The organism is Pseudomonas khavaziana, from assembly GCF_019145205.1.
In the GTDB taxonomy this organism is placed as follows: domain Bacteria; phylum Pseudomonadota; class Gammaproteobacteria; order Pseudomonadales; family Pseudomonadaceae; genus Aquipseudomonas; species Aquipseudomonas khavaziana.
This window is the reverse complement of record NZ_JAHSTT010000001.1, coordinates 700,399-723,831: the sequence shown is the minus strand read 5'-3', so window position 1 is coordinate 723,831 and position 23,433 is coordinate 700,399. Positions and strand designations below refer to the sequence as shown.

Sequence of the window (23,433 nt, the reverse complement as noted above, 5' to 3'; positions counted from 1 at the left end):
TGGCGCATCTTGATCAGGATCAACGTCGGCTCGTGATAAAGTCACCGCCCAGCCGATTTCGAGTAGACCCGCCGCAATGAAGGATTTCCAGGATATTGACGCCCACCTTGAAGACTGGAGCGCCCTGCGCGCTGCCCTCGACTTCAGCGGGATTCTGATCGGCAACGGCGCCAGTCGTACGATTTGGGAAGACTTCGCCTACGATTCGCTGTTCGAAAACGCCCGCACCGTTGAAGAAAAACCCCTGAGCCAGTCCGAACTCAGCGTATTTGACGCCCTGCAAACCCGCAGCTTCGAACAGGTCCTGGGCGCCTTGAAGACCACCAGCCGGGTCAACAAGGCCCTGGCGGTGAGTTCGGCGGCGCCGCGTAACCGTTACTACGCGATCAAGGAAGCGCTGATCAACACCATTCATGCCGTGCACATTCCCTGGCGCCTGGTGCAGCCGTCGACGCTGACGACGATCAACGCAGAATTGGCCAACTACGCCACCGTCTTCACCAGCAACTACGACTTGCTCAACTACTGGGCGATCCTCCACACGCCGGGCATTGATGACCTGTTCCGCAGCGCCGACTCAAGCTTCGACCTGCGCAATACCCATACCGATGCCACGCGCATCCTCTACCTGCACGGCGGCCTGCACCTGGTGCGCAACCTCGATGGCACGGCACGCAAACTGCCGTCCACCGACAGCACCTTGCTCAGCAGCTTTGCGATCAACAACACGATCAAGACCCTGGACGATGTGCCACTGTTCGTCAGTGAAGGCAAGGTAGAAGAGAAGCTCAAGAGCATCCGCAGTTCGGATTACCTGTCGTTCTGTTATGAGCAACTGCTGAGCCATGAAGGCGCGTTGTGCATCTTCGGCCACGACTTGGGACCGCAGGATCAACACCTGGTGGATGCAATTCGCCAAGCCAGCATCAGCACCCTGGCGATCTCGGTGTCGGGGCGCAGCGATGGGTTTATCCGCCAGCAGAAGCGGCGGTATTTGGAGTTGTTTGAGGGCAGTGGCGCAACGCTGAGGTTCTTCGTAGCACGCACCCATCCGCTGGGTAACCCGACGCTTTCGGTCCCGGTCGAACGCTGATCCAGTGAACAAAGAAAATCAAATGTGGGAGGGGGCTTGCTCCCACACTGACTGCATTTCAGGTTGCGGCAAGCGTTACTCCTCCGAACTGTGCACCACCACCAGCAATTGAGCCTGCACCTCCCCCAACGAACGAAGGCGGTGGGGCTTCTGCGCATTGAAATGCAAAGCGTCACCACGCTCCAAAATCACCCGCTCGTTCATGAAATCCACTTCCACCCGGCCTTCATGCACGAACAGAAACTCTTCCCCCAAATGCTCCTTGAAGGTCTTGTCGGTGAAATCCGCCGGTGGGTAGATGATGAACGGCAGCAGGCTGCGCTCGCTGACTTGATGGGCCAGCACCGCGTAACCCGGCGAGGTGTCTGGCCGTTCGTGAGTGCGCACCAGGCTGTAGCTGTCGAGGCTGACCTTGTCTTCGCTGAACAGCTCTTCGACCTTCACGTTCAACGCCTTGGCCAATTTCAACGCAGCGGCTATGGAGGGCGTGTTGAGCCCGCGCTCCACTTTCGACAGATAACTCTTGGTCATCCCGGATTTTTCAGCCAGGGCTTCCAGGGTCACGCCAAGTTTTTTTCTCAATAATTTCAAACGGATAGACATTTGCTGCGGTTAATCCCTGCAGAAAGCGATGAGCCGTGCTTGCCAATGACACAAAGTGTCATATAGCATCATTCGTGTCATTTGCATTCACCCAACGACCTTGCGAGCAGCGGGCGAGCAGCAAATCCGACGTCCATTGAACCACCCAAAGGACACCGATATGGCCAAGACATTAGCACTCCCAAAAGAACAACTGGTCAAGCAAGCCCTGAGCCAGATGCAAAACAATCTGGCAGATAATACGTGGACCGACCGGCAAAAGCTGGCGCTGACCTGCCGAATTCTGTTCGAGCACGGTCACGACTCCGGCCTGGCGGGGCAAATCACTGCGCGCGGGCCCACCCCTAGCACCTACTACACCCAGCAATTGGGCCTGGGTTTTGACGAAATCACCGCCAGCAACCTGCTGCTGGTCAACGAAGACCTTGAAGTGTTGGAAGGCCATGGCATTCCCAACCCGGCCAACCGTTTTCATACCTGGGTGTACCGCGGCCGGCCGGATGTAAACTGCATCATCCATACGCACCCGACGCACATTGCTGCGCTGTCGATGCTGGAAGTGCCGCTGCAGGTGTCACACATGGACCTCTGCCCACTGTACGAAGACTGCGCCTTCCTGCAGGACTGGCCCGGCGTGCCCGTGGGCAATGAAGAAGGGGAAATCATCACCACGGCCCTGGGCGACAAGCGCGCCATTTTGCTTTCGCACCACGGCCAGTTGTCCACGGGCGCCAGCGTCGAAGAGGCTTGCGTCATCGCACAGCTGATCGAACGTGCGGCCAAGTTGCAGTTGCTGGCGATGGCCGCAGGCACCGTCAAGCCTATCCTGCCGGAGCTGGGGCGCGAAGCCCATGACTGGATCTCCAAGCCCAAGCGCCATGGCGCCGCGTTCAACTATTACGCCCGGCAGAACCTGCGCACGCACGCCGATTGCCTGAACTGATTGCCCCTTTTTGACCGGAGTTTGCCCATGTCCAACCCAACTATCCACGGCATCATCGGCTACACCATCACCCCGTTCAGCGCCGACGGCCAGCGTATTGACCTCGACGCCCTCGGGCGCTCCATCGACCGCTTGATCGACAGCGGCGTCCACGCCATCGCGCCCTTGGGCAGCACCGGCGAAGGCGCTTACCTGAGCGACGCCGAGTGGGACGAAGTCAGCGCCTACAGCATCAGGAAAGTCGCCAAGCGTGTGCCGACCATTGTCAGCGTATCCGACCTGACCACCGCCAAGGCCGTGCGCCGGGCACGCTATGCCGAAGCGCACGGCGCCGATGTGGTGATGGTACTGCCCGCCTCGTACTGGAAGCTCAGCGAAGCGGAAATCCTCGCCCACTACGCCGCGATTGGCGACAGCATCGGCGTACCGATCATGCTCTACAACAACCCGGCCACCAGCGGCACCGACATGTCGGTGGAGCTGATCCTGCGCATCCTCAAGCAGGTCGACAACGTGACCATGGTCAAGGAGAGCACCGGCGATATCCAGCGCATGCATCAGCTGAAACTGCAGAGTGACGTGCCGTTCTACAACGGTTGCAATCCGCTGGCCCTGGAGGCTTTCGCCGCCGGTGCCAAAGGCTGGTGCACCGCAGCGCCTAACCTGATCCCGCAACTCAACCTGGATTTGTACCAGGCAGTGCTGGCTAATGACCTGAACCAGGCGCGGGAGCTGTTCTACCGCCAGTTGCCATTGCTGCAATTTATCCTCAAGGGTGGGTTGCCGGCGACGATCAAGGCTGGGTTGCGGTTGACCGGGCTGGAAGTAGGTAATCCACGCCTGCCGGTATTCCCGCTGGGTGACGCCGGGATCGAGCAACTCAAAACACTTCTGAAGTAAACACCCCGCCCCTGTAGGAGCGAGCTTGCTCGCGAAGAACGCCAACGATAACGCAGCACATCGGGTGTTCGGGTCGCCTGTTCGTTTTTCGCGAGCAAGCTCGCTCCTACAGAAGATGGCACTTCAATAGAGACAAATGACAATAATTCTCGATATCATTCGCGACTTTTCCACGTCGTGCTTCGTCAAGAAGGATATCCATGTCTCGTCCCAAGCCCGACCCGTCATCGGCCGATGCCTGTCGCGGGTTTTATGCAGATATTCTGTATTTCCTGCGTAAACGCACGGACAACGCCAGCGACGCGGCGGACATGACCCAGGATGTCTTTACCCAATGGCTGGGCTACCGCGACCGGGCCAAGGTCGAGCAGCCACGGGCGTTTCTGTTCCAGATGGCGCGCAACCTGCTGCGCGATCACTGGCGCAAACAGAAGGTACGGCAGACCGTCCACTCTGACCCCGCCGAAATGGATGCCGAGCCGGTCACCGACGAGCAGCACGACCCCATGGCCGCCGCCCTGCGCCTGCAACGCCTGGAACAATTGAAAGAAGTCCTCGCCGAACTCTCGCCCCGCCGACGAGAAGCCCTTATGCTGCACCGCTTCGAAGGCCTGGGCCAGGCGCAGATCGCCGAGCGCATGGGCATTTCGACCAGCATGGTAGAAAAGCACATCGCCTTTGCCCTGCTGCATTGCAAGCGACGCCTTCAACCCGACCCCGGCACGGAGCAGCCAGAATGAACCGCCTGAGCGACATCGACGCCCTGGACATCGAAGCAAGCGACTCCATCGACGCCCAAGCCGCCAGTTGGTTTGCACGCAACTGCAACGAGGCGAGCCGCGTCGACCGCAAAGCCTTTGCTGCCTGGCAAGCCGTGCCTGCGCACGCGCGCGCCTATGCCGAATTCGAACAGCTGTGGGCCGACCTGGCCCAATTGCAACAACTGAACAAACCCGTGCCATTGGCCCAGCGCAAGCCCAGCCTCTGGCGCCCTGCCTTGGCGGTGGCCGCTGCCCTGCTCTGCGCCGTGATGGCAACGCCTCTCGGCGCGCCCCGCGAGCTGTATCACAGCCAGATCGCCACCCAGGCCAAGGGCATGCGCACATTGAACCTGCCCGATGGCAGCCGCTTGTATGTAAATGCCAACACCCGCATCCGTGTGGACTTCAACGCCCACCAACGCATCCTGCACCTGGACAAGGGCCAGCTGTATATCGAAGTAGCCGCCGACAAGGAGCGCCCACTCTACGTACAGGCCGGCGAGTCGAACGTACGGGTGGTGGGCACCGGTTTTGATGTGCGTCGCGGCCAGCAGCAACTGGTGGTCAGTGTTGCCCATGGCCAAGTGGCGTTCGAAGCGGATGGCAAAAGCCCGGTCACTCTGCTCGGCGCCCGGCAACGCGCTGCTTACAACTACGCCAAGGGCACCTTGCAACAGCAAACCCTCAGCGCCGAAGAAGTGGCCGATTGGCGCAGCGGGCACTTGTCGTTTCGTAATCGCGAGCTGGCCAGCCTGATCGACGAATTGAGCTTATACCGTCCCCAACAACCGTTGCAGGTCAACAAGGCCGTCGCCCAACTCAAGGTGTCGGGCAACCTTGACGTGAATGACCCGGACGCCCTGCTCAGCGCCCTGCCCGCATTGTTGCCGGTGAAAACCGTGGTATCGACCGATGGCATTGTGAAAATCGAGCCAAACAAATAGCCTGCATAATCCACACATGAGAATATTTTGCATTCGCATGTGTGGTTTTTTTTGCCTGCCCCGTCTCCCTTCTGTCTGCGTTTGATACGCACACCTTTTTGGCTACTTAGCCGCACCGGGGGATTTCATGTTTCGCGCGCCTTGCCACGCTTCGCACCTGTTTCTTCGACCGACGCTCATCGCTACCTGCCTGACCTTCAGCCTCAGCGCCCAGGCCGCGTCGTTCAAGCTGCAACTGCCGGCCCAGTCGTTGGCCACGTCCCTGAGCCAGGTGGCGCAACAGGCTAAAATCCAGCTGCTGTTCGATGAAAGCCTGCTCAAGAACCTGCAAGCGCCGGCACTCAACGGTGACTACACAGCGGAAGCGGCGATTCGCTCCCTGCTCAAGAATGGCGACTTCACCCTGATCAAGGTCGGCAGCACCTATGTCGTGCGCCCGGATGAGGGCAAGACCACCCAAAGCGGCGCGATCCAGCTGGACACGTTAAGCGTGATCGGCACCGGCAACGAAGTGAACTCCAGCACGGTCAACCGCTCCACCCTGACCCAGGCCGACATCGACCGCTACCAGTCCAATAACATCCCGAGCCTGTTGCAGACCCTGCCCGGCGTCAGCCAGGGCGGCTCGCTGAAACCCGGCGGCCAGACCATCAACATCCGTGGTTTCGGTGATGCCGAAGACGTACCGCTGACCGTGGACGGCGCTACCAAGACTGGCTTTGAGCGCTACCAGCAAGGCACGGTGTTCATCGAGCCTGAGCTGATCAAGCGCATCGAAGTGGAAAAAGGCCCCAATTCGCCGTTCACCGGCAATGGCGGCTTCGGCGGCACGGTCAACATGATTACGAAGGATGCCCCGGACCTGCTCAAGGACGGCCGCAACAGCGGCGCGATGCTCAAATACGGCTACTCCAGCAATGACCATGAACAGGTCTACAGCGGTGCGGTGTATGGTCGTACCGACGATGGTCGCTTCGACGCGCTGGCCTACCTGACTCAACGGGACGGCGGCGATATGAAGGTGGCCGCCAAGTTGCCCAACGAGAATAACCAATACCCCATCAACCCCCAGCGCCTGCCCAACAGCGCCCAGGATGTGGACGGCAAGCTGTTCAAGGTCAACGCCCATTTCACCGATGAGCACAGTGTCGGCCTGTCGTACTCGCGCTCCCACAGCAACCGCTGGACGCCGTTTTCCGCCGCGAGCTATCCGACGCCGCCCACCCAGTTCAACATCGACCGCTACGGCTACGAAGGGGCGTTGAAGCGTTTCCTGGCCCACCGTGACACGGTCGACACCACCTGGTCGGGCAAGTACGAATACCAACCCCTGGACAACCCGCTGGTGGACTTGACCATCAAGTATTCCCAGTCCGACACCGAGCAGACCGACGAGCGTGACGCCACCGCGTTTTTCCAGCTGGCCACCGGCGGGCGCAAGATGGACACGTCCTATACGGACAAGAACCTCGATATCCGTAACGTCAGCCTGTTCGATACCGGCCCCTTGCAGCACGCCGTAACCGTCGGCGGGCAGATCCGCAAGCATGTCCGCGAAACCGAAATGTGGATGCCCGGCACCACTTACAACACAGCGCGCTACAACTACGGGCACTTCCAGCCGGGCTTCATGCCCCACGGCAAGGTCGACACCAACAGCTTCTTTATCCAGGACGCGGTGACCATCGGCGACGTGACGATTACGCCGTCCCTGCGCTACGACCATGTGCGCAACCGCGGCGAAGGCAACGATGCGCCCTACTACAACAACCCCGACCCGGCCGTTGGCCACGACTACAGCGACCGCACCTACACAGGCTGGTCGCCACGCGTGGCGCTGTTCTGGACCGTGACGCCGAACGTCGGGCTGTTCGCCAACTGGAGCCAGACCTGGCGTGCGCCGGTGATCGACGAACAATATGAAGTCCAGGGCCTGGGCAGCCGTACCGCCACCAGCGTGGACCTGGACCCGGAACGCATCACCTCGATCACCCTGGGCAACATCACCAGCTTCGACAACCTGATCGCCCAGGACGATAACCTGCAGCTGCGCACCACCCTGTTCCACAACAAAGTCGAAGACGAAATCTTCAAGGCCACCGGCGTGGGTTGCCAGAACCAGGCCATCAACGGCGGCAGCATTGCCTCTGCGTGCCCGCCGGGACCGATGTCCAACTACCGCAATATCGGTGGCATGACCATCAAGGGCGTCGAGCTGGAGTCGATCTATAACTCCACCTACCTGTTTGGTTCGGTGTCGTTCGCCTATGCCAAGGGCCAGCACCAAGGCGCCTACACCAACCCCTGGGGCCCTGATGTGGCAGCGCGGGATATCCCGCCGACCAAATGGGTGCTGGTCTTGGGTACCCACATCCCCGCCTGGGATGCCCAGGTGGGCTGGATGGGCCAGTTCATCGGTGCCACCGACCGCCTGCCCAGCGACAAATACTCCGGTGGCCCAGGCTCCGGTGTGGGTGACTTGTTCTTCGACCAGTACGGCAACAAGCGCTACAACACCCAGGGCCTGTTCGCCAAATGGACCCCGCAGCAGGCGTACCTCAAAGGCACCGAGGTCAACTTCACCGTGGACAACCTGTTCAACGAAAACTTCCGCCCGGCCTTGAGCGGCGACCGCGCCTACACCAAGGGCCGCGATGCGAAGATCAGCGTGACGCGGTTCTTCTGATCGCTGAACCTGTAGGAGCGAGCTTGCTCGCGAAAATCGCCAACGCTGACACGAGGGCACCTGATGCCCCGAAGCGTCCTTATGTTTTTCGCGAGCAAGCTCGCTCCTACAAAAACGCTGTATTCAGGCCAGGTAGCCATCGGCGCGCAGCAGGGTTTCCAGGCAATGTTCCGTAATGTGGTAGAACGCCTTGAGCTCCTGGATTTTCACCAGCAACTGCGCGTTGTCCAAAGGCTGCGCACGCTTGACCGCAAGAATCATCTTGTTCTTGTTGGTATGTTCCAACGAGATGAACTCAAACACCTTGGTCTCATAGCCGCAGGCTTCGAGGAACAACGCACGCAAACTGTCGGTGACCATTTCCGCCTGCTGGCCCAGGTGCAGGCCGTATTGCAGCATCGGCTTGAGCAGCGCCGGGCTCTGGATCTGCAGGCGGATCTGCTTGTGGCAGCACGGCGAGCACATGATGATCGACGCGCCGGAACGGATGCCGGTGTGGATCGCATAATCAGTGGCAATGTCGCAGGCATGCAGGGCGATCATCACGTCCAGCTCACTCGGCGCCACGCTGCGCACATCCCCACACTTGAACACCAGTCCCGGGTGCTCAAGGCGCGCAGCGGCGGCGTTGCACAGAGAGACCATGTCTTCGCGCAATTCAACGCCGGTGACCTCGCCCTCGGCCTTGAGGGTATTGCGCAGGTAGTCATGGATGGCGAAGGTCAGGTAACCCTTGCCCGAGCCGAAATCGGCAACGCGCACCGGTTGATCGAGCTTCAACGGCGACGACGTCAGCGCATGGCTGAACACTTCGATGAACTTGTTGATCTGCTTCCACTTGCGCGACATCGATGGGATCAGCGCCTGCTTGGCGTCGGTCACACCGAGGTCGGCGAGGAACGGCCGACTCAGGTCGAGGAAGCGGTTCTTTTCACGGTTATGCTCGGCCGACGGCGCCTCACGCAGTTGCTGCGGCTTGCTTTTGAACAGCGAACTTTTGTTCTTCTTGCTGTATTCCAACTGGGCTTCGTCGGTCAGCGACAGCAAGTGCGCGTTCTTGAACGACGCCGGCAACAGCGCGGCAATCGCCGCCACACCCTCGGCCACGGGGAAATTCTTGGTGATGTCGCGGGTCTTGTAGCGGTACACGAAGGACAGGCACGGCTGGTCTTTGACGGTGACCGGCTTGATGATCAGCCGTTGCAGCTCGGCTTCCTCACCGACGTACTTGGCCAGCACCAGCTTGATAAAGGCGTTTTGCGCAAGGCTTGCGCTCAGCAATTGGATGAACTGGGCGTGATGATCCGGCGCAGGGTTGGCGGGTTGAGCGGTGACGGACATGAACAAAAACGCCTCGGGCAAAGAATGCCGGGCATTTTAGGGGGGATAACCCTCAACGGCACGGAGTTATTTGACCAATGGTCAGTTCCAGCAGCCACAGTAGATCCAAATGTGGGAGGGGGCTTGCCCCCGATTGCAGTGTGTCAGCCAACAGATTCGTTGACTGGTGCACCGCCATCGGGAGCAAGCCCCCTCCCACATTTGGAACTGAGTTGGCTGGACTATTCGAGTACCACCAGGCGATTGGGCAGTTCATTGCGCGTTTGCGTCACCGGCACATGCACCTTGAGCAACTCGCCACAGGCTTCAACGCAGGCGATGAACCCGGCCAGGGTCTGGCCCTGCTTCACCTGCTGGGTAAACGCCTGGACGATGGCATCCCAGTTGCTGTCATCCAGGCGCTGGGAAATCCCGTCATCCACCAGGATCTCCACGTAACGCTCCGCCTCGCTGACAAAAATCAGCACGCCGGTGCTGCCCACGGTGTGGTGCAGGTTCTGCTCCAGGAACTGCCGGCGCGCCAGGTTGGACGCACGCCAGTGGCGTACTGAACGCGGGATCAGCCGGGTGGTGACCTTGGGCAAGCGGAACACCAGGCACAACACAATGAACGTCGCCCATTGCGCCAACAGCAAGGTGTACATGGTCAGGTAGCCCGACAGGTAGTGCACCACGCCAGGCACCACCAACGCGATCAAGCTGGCCCACAATAACGGTATGTAGGCGTAGTCATCGGCCCGCGCCGCCAGCACCGTTACCAACTCCGCGTCGGTTGTTTTCTCGACCCGGGCGATGGCTTCGGCGACTTGGCGTTGCTCGTGTTCAGTCAGTAATGCCATGGTTGTAGATGCTCTTTTCTAGTTATTGTCATTACCAGCCCCCCGAAGCCCCGCCGCCGCCGAAGCCACCGCCGCCGCCCCGGAAACCACCGCCACCGCCTCCCCCACCGCCACCGCGTCCACTGCTGCTGAGAATGGCCAGCAGGATAGCGCCCACCGGCAGGCCCATGCGATTGCACAGCCACAACACGCCGATCAGCAGGATAAACAAGCCGATGGAAAATCCGGGATTATCCTTGGCAAAGTTGGCATCTGCCACATGGGCCGGCACTGCCAAGGGGTCGCCGCCCACCACCTGCACCATCGCGGCCACGCCGTCGCTGATGCCTTGGCTGAAGTTACCGGCCTTGAACTTGGGCAGGATCACCTGATTGATGATCACCCAGGACTGCGCATCCGTCAGCACACCTTCCAGGCCGTAACCGACTTCGATGCGCACTTTGCGGTCATCACGGGAGACGATCAGCAGCGCGCCGTTGTCCTTGCCCTTCTGGCCAATACCCCACTGGCGGCCCAATTGATAACCGTAGTCTTCAATGGGCACGCCCTGCAGGTCGGGCACGGTGACCACCACGACCTGGTCGCCCGAGCTTTGCTCCAGCGCCTGCAACTGCTGGGTCAGTTGCTCGCGCACCGCCGGGTCGATCATCTGCGCGCTGTCCACCACACGCCCGCTCAGCGCCGGGAAGGTCAACGCTGCCTGGGCCACGCCCACGCAGGCCAACAGCCACAGCGCCAGGCCTATCCGTAATAAACGCATCGACACCTCAGCGCGGCCTTATTTGAACTTCACTTGCGGTGCTTTATCGGCATCGGCACTGGTGGCTTCAAACGTGGCGCGAATCGGCAGGTCGCTGTACATCACGGTGTGCCACAGGCGGCCCGGGAAAGTACGGATTTCGGTGTTGTAGGCTTGCACGGTCTGGATGAAATCACGGCGGGCCACGGCGATACGGTTCTCGGTGCCTTCAAGCTGGGATTGCAAGGCCAGGAAGTTCTGATTGGCCTTGAGGTCCGGATAACGCTCGGACACCACCATCAAGCGACTGAGTGCGCCGCTCAGGCCGTCCTGGGCTTGCTGGAACTGCTTGAGTTTTTCCGGGTTGTCCAGGGTGCTGGCATCCACCTGGATCGAGGTGGCCTTGGCCCGTGCTTCAATCACCGCGGTCAGGGTGTCTTGCTCATGGGCGGCGTAGCCCTTGACCACTTCCACCAGGTTGGGGATCAGGTCGGCACGGCGCTGGTACTGGTTCTGCACCTGGCCCCAGGCCGCCTTGGCCTGTTCGTCCAGGGTCGGGATATTGTTGATGCCGCAACCGCTCAGCACGGTGCTGATCAGTAACAACGCCGCAGCCTTGAAGCCCCAGCGGTAAGTTTGTGCTGCTTGCATGATGTTTCTCCTGCCCGATCTCGATGGAATTTGATGACTAACCCTACAAACGACGCGCTTGGGGCATAATCCGCCACCACTGGCATGCATCGAGCCAATCAGCTACAAAGATGCCCAGCGCGAAAAAGAGTTCAGAGTGTGCTGCATTTATCTGAACAACACCCGAACAACAATAGACGCTCCCCACATTTTGGCCGATCAGCGTTATCGCTGTGCAGTGAGCCGAAAAAGGATATTCATGAAGAAGCTGTGTTTGCTCGGCCTTGTTGCCACTCTGGCCACCCACCCCGTCTGGGCAGAAACAAAGCCTGCTGCGCTCAAAGACAAGGACGCCTTCGTCAGCGACCTGCTCAAGCAAATGACCCTGGATGAAAAGATCGGGCAATTGCGCCTGATCAGCATCGGCCCGGAAATGCCCCGGGAACTGATCCGCCAGGAAATCGCCGCCGGCCGTATCGGTGGCACGTTCAACTCCATCACCCGCCCGGAAAACCGTCCAATGCAGGACGCGGCCATGCGCAGCCGCTTGAAGATCCCGATGTTCTTCGCCTACGACGTAATCCACGGTCACCGCACGATTTTCCCGATCAGCCTGGCCCTGGCCTCCAGCTGGGACATGGACGCCATCGGCCGCTCCGGGCGCATCGCCGCCCAGGAAGCCGCTGCCGACAGCCTCGACATCACTTTTGCGCCAATGGTCGATATCTCCCGCGATCCACGCTGGGGCCGCACCTCCGAAGGGTTCGGTGAAGACACCTACCTGGTCTCGCGCATTGCCGAAGTCATGGTCAAGGCGTTCCAGGGCACCAGCCCCGCGAATGCCGACAGCCTGATGGCCAGCGTCAAGCACTTCGCCCTGTATGGCGCGGTAGAAGGCGGGCGCGACTACAACGTGGTCGACATGAGCCCGGTCAAGATGTACCAGGACTACCTGCCGCCCTACCACGCGGCAATCAAGGCCGGTTCCGGCGGCGTGATGGTGGCGTTGAACTCGATCAACGGCGTGCCCGCCACCGCCAACACCTGGCTGATGAACGACCTGCTGCGCAGAGACTGGGGCTTCAAGGGCCTGACCGTCAGCGACCACGGCGCGATCTTCGAGCTGATCAAGCACGGCGTGGCCAAGGACGGGCGCGAAGCCGCCAAGCTGGCGATCAAGGCCGGCATCGACATGAGCATGAACGACTCGCTGTACGGCAAGGAATTGCCCGGGCTGCTCAAGTCCGGCGAGATCGAGCAGAGCGACATCGACAACGCCGTGCGCGAAGTGCTCGGCGCCAAGTACGACATGGGCCTGTTCAAGGACCCGTACCTGCGCATCGGCAAGGCCGAGGATGACCCGGCCGACACCTACGCCGACAGCCGCCTGCACCGCGCCGAAGCCCGCGACATCGCGCGCCGCAGCCTGGTGTTGCTGAAGAACCACAACGAAACCCTGCCGTTGAAAAAATCCGCGACCATTGCCCTCGTCGGCCCGCTGGCCAAGGCACCCATCGACATGATGGGCAGTTGGGCTGCAGCCGGCCGACCTACGCAATCGGTGACCCTGCTCGATGGCCTGAACGCGGTGATCGGCGAGAAGGGCAAAGTGATCTATGCCCGCGGCGCCAACATCACCGGCGACAAGGCGGTGCTCGATTACCTCAACTTCCTTAACTTCGACGCCCCGGAAGTGGTGGATGACCCGCGCCCTGCCCAAGTGCTGATCGACGAAGCAGTAAAAGCGGCAAAGAATGCCGACGTGATCGTCGCGGCGGTGGGCGAGTCCCGTGGCATGTCCCACGAATCGTCGAGCCGCACCGATTTGAACATCCCGCAAAGCCAGCGCGACTTGATCAAGGCCTTGAAAGCCACCGGCAAGCCGTTGGTACTGGTACTGATGAACGGCCGTCCGCTGTCGATCCTCGACGAGAGCCAGCAGGCCGACGCGATCCTGGAAACCTGGTTCGCCGGCACCGAAGGGGGCAACGCCATCGCCGACGTGCTGTTCGGTGACTACAACCCGTCGGGCAAGCTGCCGATCACCTTCCCCCGTTCGGTGGGGCAGATTCCCACCTACTACAACCACCTGACCATTGGCCGGCCATTCACCCCAGGCAAGCCGGGCAACTACACCTCGCAGTACTTCGATGACACCACAGGTCCGCTGTTTCCATTTGGCTATGGCCTGAGCTACACCTCGTTCAGCCTGGCGGACATGGCGCTGTCGTCCACCACCCTGAACAAGACCGGCAAGCTCGACGCCAGCGTCACGGTGAAGAACACCGGCAAGGTTGATGGCGAAACCGTGGTGCAGTTGTATATCCAGGACGTGGCCGGCTCAATGATCCGCCCGATCAAGGAGCTGAAGAACTTCCAGAAGGTCATGCTCAAGGCTGGCGAAGAACGCACGCTGCACTTCACCATCACCGAGGAGGACTTGAAGTTCTACAACACCCAGCTCAAGTTCGCGGCGGAACCGGGTGAGTTCAATGTGCAGATCGGGCTGGATTCCCAGGATGTGCAGCAACAGACCTTTGAACTGCTCTAAACCTCAAATGCAGTAAAAAATGTGGGAGGGGCGGCGCGACGATTCGACTTGCTCCCGATAGCAGGGTGTCAGTCACTGGATGAGTTGCTGATCCACCGCCATCGGGAGCAAGCCCCCTCCCACATTTGACCTCATTGTTCTTGCTAGCCGCGTCGGTCGAGAAGGTTCACCACCAACCGATCAATCCACCCCCACACCCGCTGCTTCACCCGCCGCCACAACGGCCGCGCTTTCCATGCCTCCAGGCTCACCGCCTGGCTCTGGGCAAAATCCGCTTCGAAACTGCTCACCACCGCCGCCGTCAATCCCGGGTCCAACGCTTCGAGATTGGCTTCCAGGTTGAAGCGCAAATTCCAGTGATCGAAATTGCACGAACCAATGCTCACCCAATCATCCACCAGCACCATTTTCAGGTGCAAAAAGCACGGCTGGTATTCAAAGATCTGCACGCCTGCCCGCAGCAGACGCGGGTAATAACGATGGCCGGCGTAGCGTACTGACGGGTGATCGGTACGTGGCCCGGTGAGCAGCAAACGCACATCCACGCCCCGCCCTGCCGCCCTGCGCAAGGCACGACGCACGCTCCAGGTCGGCAGGAAGTAAGGCGTCGCCAGCCAGACCCGCCCCTTGCTGCTGTTCAAGGCGCGGATCAGCGATTGCAGGATATCCCGGTGTTGACGGGCGTCGGCATAGGCCACGCGACCCAGGCCGGGGCCCATCGCAGGCACCTTGGGCAAGCGCGGCAAACCGAAATGGGTCGCCGGTTTCCATTCACGGCGCGCCGCGTTGGCGTGCCACTGCCGGTCGAACAGGGCCTGCCAGTCCAGCACCAGCGGGCCGCGGATCTGCACCATCACTTCATGCCAGTCGGCGCTGTCTTGCCCTGGCGTCCAGAACTCATCGGTGACGCCCGTGCCGCCGACCACGGCGACCCCCTGGTCGATCAGCAACAGCTTGCGGTGGTCGCGGTACAGGTTGCGCATCCAGCGCCGCCAATTCAAGCGATTGTAGAAGCGCAACTCCACGCCAGCATCGATCAAGCGCTTGCGCAGCCCGAGGGTAAACGCCAGGCTGCCGTAATCATCAAACAGGCAGCGCACCTGCACGCCGCGCTCGGCGGCCAGCACCAGCGCCTGCACCATGGCATCGGCACAGGCCCCGGCTTCGACCAGATACAATTCAAGATCGACCTGCTGCTCGGCCCGGGCAATGCCCACCAGCATCTGCGGGAAGAAACTCGGCCCGTCGATCAGCAATTCAAACTGATTGGCGCTGCGCCACGGGAACACTGCGCCGCTCATGTCAGCGCGCCGTGAAAATCAGTACCGCACCCACCGGCACCGACAGGCTGATCGACTTAAGCCCGGCAGCCTTGCGCAACGCCGCTACGCCCGGCGCCAGGTCGAAATCCTCGGCGTGCAACACCACCGGCTCCAGGGTCACCACCTGGAAGCGCCGCTCATCCAGGCGCGTGGCGAGCAATTCGGCGCTGTAGGTCTGGGTCTTGCCGTGCAGGGTAACGCTCAGCGGCAGGCGCAATTCCAACTGCGCGCCGGGCGCCAGGTCGTTGATCGGCTGCAGATTGATCTGCGCGCTGATCAACGCGTTGGGGAAGGTCTTGATCTGGAACAGCTCCTTGCGCATGCGCTCGTCGCGCAGCGGAATGCCACTGTTGATCGACTCCATCTCCACTTGCAACTGCGCCGCGCCTTTGGCGTCGACCTTGCCGTGCAGCACCAGGAAGCGATGCACCTCGGCAATCTCGGTGTTTTTGGTGGTGACGAAAGACAGGCGCGAGGATTCGTTATCCAGGTACCAGTCGGCGTGGGCAGGCACGGTGGCACAGGTCAGCAGGGCGAAGACCAGGGGTTTGACATTGAACATAAAGACTCATGGGGCAAAAAACCTGGGCGAACATTAAGCGCAATATCATGAGCGGCGCAAATCGATTGTGGGAGGGGGCTTGCTCCCGATAGCAGTGGGTCAGTTATAGATGAACTGACTGACACACCGCTATCGGGAGCAAGCCCCCTCCCACATTGGTCCTGTGGTGAGTGTCTAGGCCAAGGCCTGCTGCACCTCAAGCACAGCCTGTTCGAGGCTGGCCATATGCAGGTTCAACACCCGCTCCACCGGCGCCTGATGCATCGGCCAATGCAAGGCCATGCTACCCACCAACCGGCCCTGGGCGCGCACCGGTAACGCCACCGCCCGGATCAGAAACGGCAGACGTACCGGGTATTCCCAATAGCCTTCGGTACGCTGGCCGAACCCCTGGTGCTGGGTGTGCTCGCACGCATGGTATTGCTCATCGGCGGCCACCCGGTCGCGGCCCGCCAGGCGTTGCACTTCATCACGGGGCAGTTGCGTCAGGCAGGCCTTGCCCATCGCCGAGTGAAACAGGCTGGCGTACTGGCCGACGATCTGGCAGTTGTTCGGGTACAGCTTGCGCAACACGCTGGGAATCGCGCTCTCCATGACTTCCAGGCGCTCGCCGTCGAAGCAGGACAAGTCCACCACCAAGCCGGTGCGCTCGCTCAACTCCACCAACCACGGCGCCGCGCTTTCCACCACCTGGCGCCTGAAGCGTTGCTGGGTATCGCCGAACAAACGCCGGGCACGCAGGCGGTAGCGCCGATCGCTCAGGCCGCGATAGACCCAGCCCTGTTCCTGCAAGGTCAGCAACATGCGCGACACCGTGGCCTTGGGCAGGCGCGTGAGGTAGTGCAGTTCCTCCAGCCCCAGGGCCTGGTGCTCACCCAGCAATTCGACGATTGCCAATGCGCGCTCAACCGAGCGTACGGTGCCTGTGTCCATGTTCGATCTCCCTGTTGCCGGTGGATGATCATTTTCACAGCAAGATGCAGGCCCGTTGGCATTTCAGCCGGTCGATTCCAGGCACGCCGGCGGTCGGCGCTGCACCCATTGGGTCAACTGTTCATGGGCATAGGCCAATTGCAGCACGGCGCGGTCCGCCTGGGCCGGGCCGATGATTTGCAGGCCCATGGGCAGGCCTTGGGAGTTGAAGCCCACCGGGATGCTCATGCTCGGCAAGCCGGCCAGGGTTGGGCCGATCACCACTTCCATCCAACGGTGATAGGTGTCCATTTCGCGCCCGGCTACATGGCACGGCCACGCTTGTTGTGCATCGAAAGGGAACACTTGGGCGGTGGGCAGCAGCAGAAAATCGTAACGTTCGAACAATTTGGTCAAGGCTCTGTACCACTCGCTACGATCCACCGAAGCCTGGTACACCTGCTGGGCGCTCAAGCCCAGGCCGCCCTCCACTTCCCATTGCGCTTCGGGCTTGAGCAGTGCGCGTTTTTTGGGGTTGGCATAAGCCGCGCCGAGGTTACCGTGCACCAGCCAATGGCGGTGTGCCAGCCAGCAGCGCCACAGGTGTGCCATTGAAAAGTCCGGCTGGCAGCTTTCTACTTTGCAGCCAAGCTCGGCGAAGTCACCCAGGGCCGTTTCGCACAGGCTCATCAGGCCGTCTTCCATCGGCAGATAACCGTTGTAGTCCCCCAGCCAACCGAGGCGCACGCCGTTGAAGTCGCGCTGCAGCGGCTGGCCCAGCACAGCGGGATCATCCTTGGATGACAACGGCACCCGTGGGTCGTAACCGGCCTGGATGCTCAGCAAGCGCGCCACATCCGTCACGCTGCGGCCCATGGGACCTTCGGTGCCCAGCTGCTGCACGAACAGTTCCGGCATCGGCCCGTGGGGCACACGCCCCTGGGACGGGCGCAAGCCGAATACGTTGTTGAACGCCGCCGGGTTGCGCAGCGAGCCCATCATGTCGCTGCCATCGGCCACCGGCAGCATGCGCAGCGCCAGGGCCACCGCCGCCCCGCCGCTGCTGCCGCCGGCCGACAGGCGCGGGTCATAAGCATTGCCGGTGGTGCCGAACAGCGTGTTGTAGGTATGGGAGCCCAGGCCGAACTCCGGCACGTTGGTCTTGCCGATGATGATCGCGCCACTGGCCCGCACCCGCGCCACGCTGATGGCGTCTTCACTCGGCACATGTTCGGCAAACAACGGTGAGCCCAGGGTGGTGCGCAGACCTTGGGTCGCCGCCAGGTCCTTGATCGCCTGGGGCATGCCGTGCATCCAGCCGCGGGTCTGGCCCTGGTCCAGCTCACGATCACAGGCTCTCGCCTCGGCCAGCACGGCATCGCTGTCGCGCAACGACACCAGCGCATTTACCTTAGGGTTAAAGCGCCGGATCTGCGCCAGGTACGCCTGCATCACCTCTTCACACGACACCTGCCGCCCATGGATCGCCCGCGACAGTTGCGTGGCATCCCAATCAACAATATTCAAGGCTTCACCTCGCTTGAAAACGGCAGCGGTTTTTTCGCCCGCGGTGCCTCCTGCATGCAGTAAGTGCCCAACAGCGTCAGCACGCAAGCGAACAACACATAGAACGACGGCGCCACCGGTGTGCCCAGCACCTTACTCAACCAGGTCACGATCAACGGTGCAAAACCACCGAACACCATCACCGCTACGTTATAGGCCACCGATACGCCGGTGGAGCGCACCTCGATGGGAAACTGTTCGGCCAATGCCGTCGGCGCGGGGCCGAAGAACCCACCGATGGCCGTGCACAGCATCACTTGCATTACCAGCAAGCGTTCGATGGACGGCGCGGCGGCCACCCACACATACAGCGGGTAGACCATCACAAAGAACGCCAGGGTGAACGCCATCAGCACCGGTCGCCGCCCCAGACGATCCGAGAGCAGGCCGGACAATGGGATCACCACGGTCATCAGCGCCACCGCAAACATCTGCACCATCAGTACCTGATCCAACGGCAGGCCGAGGTTCTTGTGGGCGAAGGTCGGCATGTTCACCAGCACCACATAGAACGACACCGTCGCCCCACAGGCCAGCCCCATGGACACCAGGATGCTGCGGCGATGATCACGCAACACATTCATCAGGCTCGGCGCCGGGCCGGTGGCGTTTCTGCGCGCCTCAATGAACTCTTCCGGGTCTTCCATGTGCCGACGAATCCACAACCCCACCGGGCCGATCAGCAAGCCCAGCACGAACGGCAGGCGCCAGCCCCACAGGTCGAGGGTTTCGGGGGAAAAGAAATGCGTGACCAGCGCCACCATCGCCGCCCCACCAAACACCGCCAGGCATTGCCCCACCAGCTGCCACGAGCCGTACAAGCCCTTGCGATGGGCCGGCGCACTTTCCACCAGGAACGCCGTGGCACTGGCGTATTCCCCGCCGGTGGCAAAGCCCTGGAGCATGCGCGCCACCACGATCAGCAGCGGCGCGCCCATGCCGATGGCGGCATAGTTTGGCGCAAAGGCGATCATTGCGATGGACACGGTCATCAGCCGGATAATCAACTGCATCGCCGCTTTGCGGCCTTTGCGGTCGGAGTAGATGCCCAACAGGATGCCGCCCACAGGGCGCATGAAAAAGCCCACGCCAAAGGTGGCCAAGGCCATCAGCAGCGAAGCGTATTCATCCTCGGAGGGAAAGAATTGCCGGGCGATGATACTGGCCAGAAAGCCGTAGACGATAAAGTCGTACCACTCCAACGCGTTGCCGATCACGGCCGCCACTACTTGGCGGCTGCGGGAAACGCCGGGGTTTGAAGTCTGCATGAGGAACACTCCATTCAACCGATAAGGGAAAGGGTCCAGCGGCAGAAAAAAAGGTGTTGCTGTAGGAGCGAGCTTGCTCGCGAAAATCGTCAACGATGACGTAGCGCTGTCAGGTAGCCCGAGTCGTCTGTTGGTTTTTAGCGAGCAAGCTCGCTCCTACGGGTATTCGGATCATCCAGCTGGTTTCAACCAGCTCTCGACCAGTGCGCCCCAATAGGCGGCGCCGGTCAGCAGGATGTCGTCGTTGAAGTCATAGGCGGGGTTATGCACCATCGGCCGCGATACGCCGTTGCCGATGAACAGGTAGCTGCCAGGGCAGCGCTGCAACATCCAGGCGAAGTCTTCGCTGCCCATCAGCGTGCGGGTGTTGCCGTCCACGGCATCGGCGCCGAGCAGCGCAACTGCGACCTGGCGGGCAAACTCGGTTTCTTCGGCATGGTTGACCAGCACCGGGTAGGCCGGGCGGTGTTCGACCTGTACCGTGCAGCCGAAGCTGGCGGCCTGAGTCTGGATGATCGCGTTGACCCGCTCCAGCATTTGTTCACGCACCTTGGGGTTGAGTGCGCGCAGGCTCAGGCGCAATAACGCTTGCTGGGGAATCACGTTGGCAGCCTGGCCGGCCTGCAAGGCGCCGACCGTCACCACGGCGGCTTCCTGGGTATCGATATTGCGCGCCACCACCGTCTGCAAGGCCATGACCATGCTGGCGGCCGCCACCAATGGATCGACTGTGAGGTGCGGCATGGAGCCATGGCCACCCACACCTTCGAGGGTCACGGTGAGCAGGTCCTGGGACGCCATCATCGGGCCCACTCTCAAGCCCAGATGCCCAGCCGGCAAGCCTGGCATGTTGTGCATGCCGAACAATGCCTCACAGGGAAAACGCTCCAGCAAACCGTCAGCCAGCATCGCCTCGGCACCGCCCTGGCCTTCTTCGGCGGGTTGGAAAATCAGGTTCAAAGTGCCGTCGAATTGCCGCGTCGCCGCCAGGTAACGCGCGGCGCCGAGCAACATGGTGGTGTGGCCGTCATGGCCGCAGGCGTGCATGCAGCCGGCATGCAGGCTGGTATAGGCCGCGCCGGTGTTTTCAATGATGGGCAAGGCGTCCATGTCGGCGCGAATCCCCAACGTGCGCGAGCTGTTGCCATTGCGCAGCACGCCGACCACACCAGTCTTGCCGATGCCGGTATGCACCTCATACCCCCACTCCCGCAAGGATTGCGCGACCAGTGCCGAGGTACGGTTCTCTTCAAAGCCAAGCTCAGGATGAGCATGGATATCGTGACGCACAGCGTGCAAGTCGCTGGCAACGTCGCTGAGCCAATCCAGGATGTGCTGGTGTGGGCGCATGGTGATTCTCCTCACAGGCGGGTGTTCCCGTTCTTGTTGGCGACACACCGCCAGCTAACCGCGATGTGGGCGCGAGGACAATCAAAGGTGGTTCCACCCAGTGGAACCTGAAGCCAACCATTTTCTTAAAATCTCTGGAGATCAAAATGTGGGAGGGGGCTTGCTCCCGATGACTGAGTGCCAGCCAAAACATTTCTAACTGACCCGCCGCTGCCATCAGCATGCTCGCTAAACACAACAGCCATTTGCCACCGGTTGCGAGGGCGCCTGCATAGCGTTAATCTCCCACCGTCGCTGCTCATCAGTGACCGGGCCTGGAAACCCGATGCTTAAGGACGCTACAGCGTCGTCAAACAATCAGCAGGCGCTTTTTTTATGCCTGCAGTTTGTGCTTTATGGCGGCTGTGCGTGGGAGACCTTCGGGTCTGCCGGGTTCCTTTTGCCTCGGTTTCCAGCCCGCGTACAGCTGCCACCCTTCGCCTGGAAACGTAAGTGGCAGCTCTTTTTGTTCATGCAAAAGGACTCTGCTATGCCAAATGCTCTATCAGCCGAAACCATCGGCGCCGCCACCTTCGCAGACTGCGGAGAAAACAAAAGCCACCTGAAACTGTTCCGCGTCAACGCCGGGGTTCCGCTTGTAGAAGCCCTCGAACACGCATCCCACGTGCTCTATTACGCAAAAATGCTCTCCCTTGAAGCTGCCATGGACCCCAGGGCCGAGAGGTTTGCGTTCGCCTCGCATTACTTGGGCGAAATGGGCAAAGCTATCATCGATGACCTGCTGCTGGCGATGCAGCCCGGCACCCCAGAACCGCAGTAAGTAGTACACGCCCGGTGCACTGCACCGGGCGCCTGATACTTCACAGCAACAACCGACAGCCCTGCCTTTCACCCACCCACCTTGCCGTATGCGTACGCCCCAACCCACTCGCCGTCACTTCACTGCGCTCAGGCGTGTCGATCAGCGCACTGGTCGGCACGTACTGCTTCACATACCCACGGCAATACTGCGCCGGGTTGTTTTCCACATACCGACACGAGCAATATTCCTTGGCGGTGTACGCCGCGATGATGTCGGGGAAGGCTTGCAGGTTGACGCGCTCATGCCACACCCAGCCCAGCAGGGCGAGCAACAGCAGCAGAAACAGACTGGTAAACGGCCGACGACGGATCATGACCGCACCGCCGCCAGCACGCGCTTGAGCAGTTCGTTATGACGGTAGCTGCCGTCGCGGTCATCGCCGTAGCGCACGATCACCAGGTGTTCGTCAGGTATCACAAACAACGCTTGGCCCCAGTGGCCCAATGCGGCGAAGGTATTGGCGGGGGCATCGGGCCACGGTCTGGACGCACCCGTGTTGAGCCACCATTGGCCGCCGGGAACCGCTTCATCCTGGCCGCTTTTGTATTTGGCGAACGGCTGGCGATTGAAGGCGACCCATTCTTCAGGCAATAACTGTTGCTCACCCCAACGTCCACCCCGCGCCATCAGCAGGCCGACACGCGCCAGATCGCGGGCGGTGAGGTAGGCATAGGACGAGGCGACGAAGGTTTCATCAGCATCGGTTTCCCAGGTCGCATTGCGAATGCCCAACGGCTTGAACAACGCATCCCACGGATAGCTCATATATGCCTTGTGGCCGAGCATGCCTTTGAGGGCCGCAGACAAGATGTTGCTGTCGCCACTGGAATAACGAAACGCCTGGCCCGGGGCAGCAGCAGCGTCGGTACTGGCGGCAAACTCGGCCATATCGCCACGACCTCGGGTGTAGAGCATCGCCACCACCGAGGATTTCAGCGGCGCGTATTCATAGTCTTCCTGCCAGTCCAGGCCCGAGGCCCAGTGCAGCAGGTCGGCCATGGTCACCTTGGGATGCTGCTTCATCGGCGGGTAGAAACGCGCAACGGGGTCGCTCAACTTGAAGCGGTTTTCGCCGTAGGCGACTCCAAGCACGGTGGCCATCAGGCTTTTGCTCACCGACCAGGTCAGGTGCGGCGTGCTGGCGGTGGTGGGCGCGGCGTAGCGTTCGTAGATGATTTCGCCGTCACGAATGACCAGCAGCGCATCGGTACGAATGCCTTCGCGGCTAGTGTCGTCACGGGGCGGGAAAGCGTAGGCGTCCAATGCATCGACAGCGGGGCCATTGAGTGGTGTGCCCATGGCCCAATCCTTTTCAGGCCAGGTTTCGGCGCGGGCGGTAACGGTGACAAACAACAGGGCAACGCACAACAGGCCTCGGACCATGGACGCAAACTCAAGGGGGGGCATTCAAGCCCGCGAGCCTAGCGCAGGCCAATGACAGATTTGCTACACAGGGTCTGTCATCCAACCGTCACCGTAACTTCATGGAGATGACACCGAGGCTACATAGCCTGACTTTGGACAACAAAGTCGACTGGCCGTACAACCTGGCCGGCACTCG

At 61.0% G+C, this 23,433-nt stretch carries 21 protein-coding genes; 8 read left to right on the top strand and 13 right to left on the bottom strand.

Going from position 1 to position 23,433, the window contains the following annotated elements:
- Positions 1–76 precede the first annotated feature (76 nt).
- A complete protein-coding gene (locus tag KVH01_RS03235) occupies positions 77–1,093 on the top strand; it encodes a DUF4917 family protein (protein WP_217880433.1) in 1,017 nt (338 codons plus the stop codon).
- Positions 1,094–1,168: 75 nt separating this feature from the next.
- Here the strand turns inward: KVH01_RS03235 and KVH01_RS03230 are convergent, their stop codons facing one another.
- Positions 1,169–1,696, bottom strand: coding sequence for a helix-turn-helix domain-containing protein (locus KVH01_RS03230; RefSeq protein WP_217880432.1), 528 nt, complete (start codon positions 1,694–1,696; stop codon positions 1,169–1,171).
- Between the two features lie 160 nt (positions 1,697–1,856).
- Here KVH01_RS03230 and KVH01_RS03225 point away from each other — a divergent pair, with 160 nt between their 5' ends.
- From KVH01_RS03225 to KVH01_RS03205, 5 genes are all read left to right on the top strand, one after another.
- Complete coding sequence (locus KVH01_RS03225; protein WP_217880431.1) at positions 1,857–2,639, top strand: aldolase; 783 nt, start codon at positions 1,857–1,859, stop codon at positions 2,637–2,639.
- 27 nt (positions 2,640–2,666) lie between these two features.
- A complete protein-coding gene (locus KVH01_RS03220) occupies positions 2,667–3,539 on the top strand; it encodes a dihydrodipicolinate synthase family protein (RefSeq protein WP_217880430.1) in 873 nt (290 codons plus the stop codon).
- A gap of 200 nt (positions 3,540–3,739) precedes the next feature.
- On the top strand, positions 3,740–4,279 hold the full coding sequence (locus KVH01_RS03215) for an RNA polymerase sigma factor (protein WP_217880429.1): 540 nt from the start codon (positions 3,740–3,742) through the stop codon (positions 4,277–4,279).
- Positions 4,276–5,244 carry a FecR family protein gene (locus tag KVH01_RS03210; RefSeq protein WP_217880428.1) on the top strand — a complete coding sequence of 323 codons (969 nt, stop codon included), beginning with the start codon at positions 4,276–4,278 and terminating at the stop codon, positions 5,242–5,244. Before KVH01_RS03215 ends, KVH01_RS03210 begins: the two co-directional genes overlap by 4 nt.
- Before the next feature lie 127 nt (positions 5,245–5,371).
- The gene (locus tag KVH01_RS03205; protein WP_217880427.1) at positions 5,372–7,930 is read left to right on the top strand and encodes a TonB-dependent receptor; all 2,559 of its coding nucleotides are present in this window, start codon (positions 5,372–5,374) and stop codon (positions 7,928–7,930) included.
- A gap of 123 nt (positions 7,931–8,053) precedes the next feature.
- Here the strand turns inward: KVH01_RS03205 and KVH01_RS03200 are convergent, their stop codons facing one another.
- From KVH01_RS03200 to KVH01_RS03185, 4 genes are all read right to left on the bottom strand, one after another.
- A complete protein-coding gene (locus KVH01_RS03200) occupies positions 8,054–9,271 on the bottom strand; it encodes a class I SAM-dependent methyltransferase (protein ID WP_217880426.1) in 1,218 nt (405 codons plus the stop codon).
- A 221-nt stretch (positions 9,272–9,492) separates the two neighbouring features.
- Positions 9,493–10,110, bottom strand: coding sequence for a TPM domain-containing protein (locus KVH01_RS03195; protein ID WP_043046333.1), 618 nt, complete (start codon positions 10,108–10,110; stop codon positions 9,493–9,495).
- Positions 10,111–10,141: 31 nt separating this feature from the next.
- Entirely contained in the window at positions 10,142–10,870 is a 729-nt protein-coding gene (locus KVH01_RS30285) for a TPM domain-containing protein (protein WP_217880425.1), read from the bottom strand.
- Between the two features lie 18 nt (positions 10,871–10,888).
- Positions 10,889–11,500, bottom strand: a complete 612-nt coding sequence (locus KVH01_RS03185; protein WP_043046330.1) for a LemA family protein — start codon at positions 11,498–11,500, stop codon at positions 10,889–10,891.
- A 238-nt stretch (positions 11,501–11,738) separates the two neighbouring features.
- Here KVH01_RS03185 and bglX point away from each other — a divergent pair, with 238 nt between their 5' ends.
- Positions 11,739–14,030, top strand: a complete 2,292-nt coding sequence (gene bglX, locus KVH01_RS03180) for a beta-glucosidase BglX (RefSeq protein WP_217880424.1) — start codon at positions 11,739–11,741, stop codon at positions 14,028–14,030.
- Between the two features lie 143 nt (positions 14,031–14,173).
- Here bglX and KVH01_RS03175 read toward each other — a convergent pair whose 3' ends face one another.
- The 6 genes from KVH01_RS03175 to KVH01_RS03150 form a co-directional block, all read right to left on the bottom strand.
- Positions 14,174–15,331, bottom strand: a complete 1,158-nt coding sequence (locus KVH01_RS03175; protein ID WP_217880423.1) for a phospholipase D-like domain-containing protein — start codon at positions 15,329–15,331, stop codon at positions 14,174–14,176.
- A 1-nt stretch (position 15,332) separates the two neighbouring features.
- On the bottom strand, positions 15,333–15,914 hold the full coding sequence (locus tag KVH01_RS03170) for a YceI family protein (protein ID WP_217880422.1): 582 nt from the start codon (positions 15,912–15,914) through the stop codon (positions 15,333–15,335).
- 174 nt (positions 15,915–16,088) lie between these two features.
- Positions 16,089–16,847 carry a helix-turn-helix domain-containing protein gene (locus KVH01_RS03165; protein WP_217880421.1) on the bottom strand — a complete coding sequence of 253 codons (759 nt, stop codon included), beginning with the start codon at positions 16,845–16,847 and terminating at the stop codon, positions 16,089–16,091.
- 63 nt (positions 16,848–16,910) lie between these two features.
- On the bottom strand, positions 16,911–18,353 hold the full coding sequence (locus KVH01_RS03160) for an amidase (RefSeq protein WP_217880420.1): 1,443 nt from the start codon (positions 18,351–18,353) through the stop codon (positions 16,911–16,913).
- The gene (locus tag KVH01_RS03155; protein WP_217880419.1) at positions 18,350–19,660 is read right to left on the bottom strand and encodes a citrate-proton symporter; all 1,311 of its coding nucleotides are present in this window, start codon (positions 19,658–19,660) and stop codon (positions 18,350–18,352) included. The genes KVH01_RS03160 and KVH01_RS03155 overlap by 4 nt, the downstream gene beginning before the upstream one ends.
- A 171-nt stretch (positions 19,661–19,831) precedes the next feature.
- Positions 19,832–21,010 carry a M20 aminoacylase family protein gene (locus KVH01_RS03150; RefSeq protein ID WP_217880418.1) on the bottom strand — a complete coding sequence of 393 codons (1,179 nt, stop codon included), beginning with the start codon at positions 21,008–21,010 and terminating at the stop codon, positions 19,832–19,834.
- A 529-nt stretch (positions 21,011–21,539) separates the two neighbouring features.
- Between KVH01_RS03150 and KVH01_RS03145 the strand changes: the two genes are divergently transcribed.
- Positions 21,540–21,830: a DUF3077 domain-containing protein gene (locus KVH01_RS03145; protein ID WP_217880607.1), complete on the top strand. Its 291-nt coding sequence runs from the start codon at positions 21,540–21,542 to the stop codon at positions 21,828–21,830.
- 40 nt (positions 21,831–21,870) lie between these two features.
- On the opposite strand, the gene KVH01_RS03140 is transcribed toward KVH01_RS03145, so the two are convergent.
- Together KVH01_RS03140 and KVH01_RS03135 are read right to left on the bottom strand one after the other, a co-directional pair.
- Positions 21,871–22,185, bottom strand: coding sequence for an amidase (locus KVH01_RS03140; protein ID WP_217880417.1), 315 nt, complete (start codon positions 22,183–22,185; stop codon positions 21,871–21,873).
- On the bottom strand, positions 22,182–23,255 hold the full coding sequence (locus KVH01_RS03135) for a serine hydrolase domain-containing protein (protein ID WP_217880416.1): 1,074 nt from the start codon (positions 23,253–23,255) through the stop codon (positions 22,182–22,184). The genes KVH01_RS03140 and KVH01_RS03135 overlap by 4 nt, the downstream gene beginning before the upstream one ends.
- Between the last annotated feature and the right edge of the window lie 178 nt (positions 23,256–23,433).